Origin of the sequence: Streptomyces sp. NPDC059455, from assembly GCF_042750115.1 — a bacterium.
Classification (GTDB): Bacteria; Actinomycetota; Actinomycetes; order Streptomycetales; family Streptomycetaceae; genus Streptomyces; species Streptomyces endocoffeicus.
Genome location: NZ_JBHYVB010000215.1, coordinates 14,515 through 18,346 on the forward strand (window position 1 = coordinate 14,515; position 3,832 = coordinate 18,346).

Consider the following 3,832-nt stretch of genomic DNA (forward strand, 5'->3'; position numbering starts at 1 on the left):
GGGGCCGGGGGGGGGCGGGGGGGGGTGGGGGGGGGCCGGGGGGGCTCTCCCCCCCCGAGGTTTCCCGCGCCCGCCCCCCCCGGGGCCTCGGGGGGGGGGCCCCGGTTTTCATTACCGCACAGCCGGGATAATGGCAGCTGTCCACCGCTGGTTCTAAGGAGTCCCCCATGGCCGCGCCCGTCGTCCACTCGCTGCGCGAGCAGATCCGCGAGCACATCGTGGAGGGCATCGTCAGCGGCCGCTGGAAGCCGGGCGAGCGGATCGTGGAGCGCCGGATCGCCACCGAGCTGGAGGTCAGCCAGACGCCCGTACGGGAGGCGCTGCGGGAGCTGGAGTCGCTGCGGCTGATCGAGTCGGCGCCGAACAAGGGCGTCCGGGTGCGGAATCTGACCGCCGCCGATCTGGAGGAGATCTATCCGGTACGGGCCGGGCTCGAGCAGATGGCGGCGGAGCTGGCCGCGCCCGTGCTGGCCGAGGACACCTCCGCCCTGGAGCCCGAGGTGCGGGCGCTGTACGAGGCGGACCGTACGGCCGACGGGGAGGCGCAGGTCCGGCACACCGTGGCGTTCCACCGGGAGCTGGTGCGGGCCTCGGGCAACAGCGTGCTGCTGCACACCTGGGAGTCGCTGGGCATCGAGATCTGGACGACGCTGTCGATCCGCTGGCTGGGCACCGTCCAGCAGTCGTACGCCGAGGAGCACCAGGCGGTGGTGGACGCCTTCAAGCAGCGGGATCCGCGGGTCGGCGAACTGGTCAAGGAACACGTCCTCGGCTGTGCACCGCGTGCCTAGTTTCGCGGCACGGAATGCCAATTTCGGCTTGCGGAGCACTTTTTCCTCGACAGAGCTTTGATCGATCATCGATCAGTCTTACGGTTATTTCATGACCGATCTCGCACGCACGCAGCCGAGTGCGCTCGACCAGCTCCCCGACCGTGACCCCGAGGAGACCGCCGAATGGGGCGCCTCCCTGGACGCCGTCACCCGGGCGGCCGGGTCGCACCGCGCCTCGTACCTCATGCGCCGCACCCTGGAGCGCGCCGAGAGCGCCGGGCTCGCGCTGCCGCCCCTGCTGGAGTCGGACTACCTCAACACCATTCCGACCGCCGCCGAGCCCGCGTTCCCGGGCGACGAGGCCATGGAGCGCCGCATCACCGCCTGGAACCGGTGGAACGCGGCGGCGATGGTCACCCGCGGCAGCCGTGACGGCCTCGGCGGTCACATCGCCACCTTCGCCTCCGCCGCCTGGCTCTACGAGACGGGCTTCCAGCACTTCTTCCGCGGCAAGGAGGCAGGGGGCACCTCCCGGTCGAAGACTGGGGGAGGCAGCGGCGACCAGCTCTACATCCAGGGCCACGCCTCCCCCGGCATCTACGCCCGCGCCTTCCTCGACGGGCGGCTGACCGAGCACCACCTGGACCACTTCCGCCGCGAGGCGGGTGGCAACGGTCTGCCGTCCTATCCGCATCCGCGCCGGCTGCCGTGGCTGTGGGAGTTCCCCACCGTCTCGATGGGGCTCGGCCCGATCTCCGCGATCTACCAGGCCCGCTTCAACCGCTATCTGGCGGCGCGCGGCATCAAGGACACCGCGAACTCCCACGTATGGGCCTTCCTCGGCGACGGCGAGATGGACGAGCCGGAGTCGACGGCCGCGCTCGCCCTGGCCGGGCGCGAGGGCCTGGACAACCTCACCTTCGTCATCAACTGCAACCTCCAGCGTCTCGACGGCCCGGTGCGGGCCAACTTCAAGATCGTGCAGGAGCTGGAGGCCCAGTTCCGCGCGGCGGGCTGGAACGTGGTCAAGTCGCTGTGGGGCTCCGCCTGGGACGAGCTGTTCGCGCTGGACGCCTCGGACGCGCTGGCCCGCCGGCTGCGCGAGGTCCCGGACGGCCAGTTCCAGACGTACGCGACCCGCGACGCGGCCTACATCCGCGAGCACTTCTTCGGCGCCGACCCCGAGCTGGCCCGGCTGGCGCAGGGGCTCACCGACGCCAAGCTCACCGAGTGCTTCCACACCTCGCGCGCGGGCCATGAGCCCCGCAAGGTGTACGCGGCGTACCGCGCGGCCGTGGAGCACAAGGGCGCCCCGACCGTCGTCCTCGCCCAGACCGTCAAGGGCTGGACGCTGGGCCCCGGCTTCGAGTCGCGCAACGCCAACCACCAGATGAAGAAGCTGACGGGCAAGGAGTTCCGCACCATGCGGGACCTCCTCGAACTCCCCATCCCGGACAGCAAGCTGGACGACGCCCTCGTGCCGTACGTCCACCCCGGCCCCGACTCCCCCGAGGTGCGCTACCTCCAGGAGCGCCGCGCGGCCCTCGGCGGCCCGGCCCCGGCCCGCCGGGTCCACCCGGTGGCCCTGCCCGAGCCGTCCGCGAAGCCGTTCCAGGCGCTCGCCAAGGGCTCCGGCAGCCAGGAGATCGCCACCACCATGGCCTTCGTCCGGCTGGTCAAGGACCTGATGCGGGAGAAGGAGACCGGGAAGCGCTGGGTGCCGATCGTGCCGGACGAGGCACGGACCTTCGGCATGGAGTCGCTGTTCCCCACCGCCGGGATCTACTCGCCGCTCGGCCAGACCTACGACCCGGTCGACCGCGATCAGCTCCTGTACTACAAGGAGGCCGCGAACGGTCAGATCCTCAACGAGGGGATCACCGAGGCCGGCTCGATGGCCGACTTCACCGCCGCCGCGACGTCGTACGCGACCCACGGCGAGCCGATGATCCCCTTCTACATCTTCTACTCGATGTTCGGCTGGCAGCGCACCGCCGACCAGATGTGGGCGCTGGCCGACCAGCTCGGCCGCGGCTTCCTCATCGGCGCCACGGCGGGCCGTACGACGATGACCGGCGAGGGCCTGCAGCACGCCGACGGCCACTCCCCGCTGATCGCCTCCACCAACCCGGCGGCGCTCACCTACGACCCGGCGTTCGCCTACGAGGTGGGCGCGATCGTTCGGGAGGGTCTGCGGCGGATGTACGGCCCCGAGGCCGAGGACGTCTTCTACTACCTGACGGTCTACAACGAGCCCAAGGTCCAACCGGCGATGCCTTCGGGCGAAGGCGTCGAGGAGGGCATCCTCAAGGGCCTGTACCGCTACCAGGAGGCCACGGCCCCGGCCGCGGACTCCCCCCGTATCCAGCTCCTCGCCTCCGGCACCGCCGTCCACTGGACGCTGGAGGCCCAGAAACTCCTCGCCGACGACTGGGGCGTGGCCGCCGACGTGTGGTCCGCCACCTCCTGGAGCGAGCTGCGCCGCGACGCCCTGTCCTGTGACGCGGCGCAGCTCAAGGGCGAAGACCGGGTCCCGTACGTCACCCGTGCCCTGGCAGGCGCACCGGGCCCGGTCCTCGCCGTCAGCGACTGGATGCGTGCCGTCCCCGACCAGATCAGCCAGTGGGTCGAACAGGACTGGTACTCGCTGGGCACGGACGGCTTCGGCCTCTCCGACACCCGCGAGGCCGCCCGCCGCCACTTCGGCGTGGACGCCCCGGCCATCGTGGTGGCCGCCCTGTCCCGCCTCGCCCGCCAGGGCGCGGTCCGCGCCACGGCCCCCAAGGAGGCCGCGGAGCGCTACGGCATCTGACGATGCAGCCGCCGGGGAGGCCGGGCTGAGAGGCCCGGCCCCCGGAGTTCGCCCGACCGTCGCCCCGGTCGCGGGGCCCGGTGACGCCTGCGGCGGGCTGCTCCCCTCCCCACTCCTTCCCGAAACTGAGACTCCGCCCCAGACCCCGGTTGGACGACCCGGATGCGCGCGGGCGTCCGCCCGGTGAGCCGCTGCGCCAGCGTGCCGACCGCGATCAGTCACAATCCAGCCCCTCCGGCGTTTGAGG

At 71.8% G+C, this 3,832-nt stretch carries 2 protein-coding genes; both read left to right on the forward strand.

Annotated features, from left to right (window positions below; all coding sequences use genetic code 11):
* The first annotated feature begins 167 nt into the window (after positions 1–167).
* Positions 168–791, forward strand: a complete 624-nt coding sequence (locus ACFXB5_RS44735) for a GntR family transcriptional regulator (protein WP_385219594.1) — start codon at positions 168–170, stop codon at positions 789–791.
* A gap of 91 nt (positions 792–882) precedes the next feature.
* Positions 883–3,585 carry a pyruvate dehydrogenase (acetyl-transferring), homodimeric type gene (gene aceE / locus ACFXB5_RS44740; RefSeq protein WP_385219596.1) on the forward strand — a complete coding sequence of 901 codons (2,703 nt, stop codon included), beginning with the start codon at positions 883–885 and terminating at the stop codon, positions 3,583–3,585.
* Positions 3,586–3,832: the final 247 nt, after the last annotated feature.

Coding starts and splice junctions, on each gene's coding strand:
- ACFXB5_RS44735 (WP_385219594.1), top strand. CDS start 168: ATGGCCGCGCCCGTCGTCCACTCGCTGCGCGAGCAGATCCGCGAGCAC.
- aceE (WP_385219596.1), top strand. CDS start 883: ATGACCGATCTCGCACGCACGCAGCCGAGTGCGCTCGACCAGCTCCCC.